Below are 474 nucleotides of genomic sequence, written 5' to 3'. Positions count from 1 at the left end.
ACCAACAAGGAGGCTGGCAGCTTCGATCCGGTCACCGAAGCCGATCGCGAGGCCGAGCGGGCGATCCGCGCACTGATATCGGCCGAGTATCCCGATCACGGCATTCTCGGCGAGGAGCACGGCAGCGAGAACATCTCCAGCCGGCATGTCTGGGTGATCGATCCGATCGACGGCACGCGTGCCTTCATCTCCGGCCTGCCGGTCTGGGGAACGCTGGTCGGACTGACCGTCGAGGGCGACGCCGTCGCCGGGCTGATGTCGCAGCCTTTCACCGGCGAGCTGTTCTATGCCAACGCGTCCGGTTCCCACTATGAGGGTCCGGGCGGGCCGCGCAAGCTTGCGACGCGCAAGACGACCGACCTCGCCAAGGCGACTCTGTTCACGACGACGCCTGCGCTGTTCAAGGGCGAGGCGCGCACGCGCTACGACCAGTTCGAAAAGCAGGTCCAGCTCGCCCGCTACGGCACCGATTGC

Annotated in this window: 1 protein-coding gene; it reads left to right on the top strand. The window is 66.5% G+C overall.

Translation table 11 applies throughout. The annotated features are described in order from the left end of the window. Positions 1-474 (top strand): inositol monophosphatase family protein (locus tag EOA29_RS39880; RefSeq protein WP_281061158.1); only part of this gene is annotated, 474 nt, incomplete at both ends.

This window comes from Mesorhizobium sp. M1E.F.Ca.ET.063.01.1.1 (genome assembly GCF_003998155.1).
Classification (GTDB): Bacteria; Pseudomonadota; Alphaproteobacteria; order Rhizobiales; family Rhizobiaceae; genus Mesorhizobium.
The sequence above is the reverse complement of the archived record's forward strand: the minus strand, read 5'-3'. Positions and strand labels throughout refer to the sequence as shown.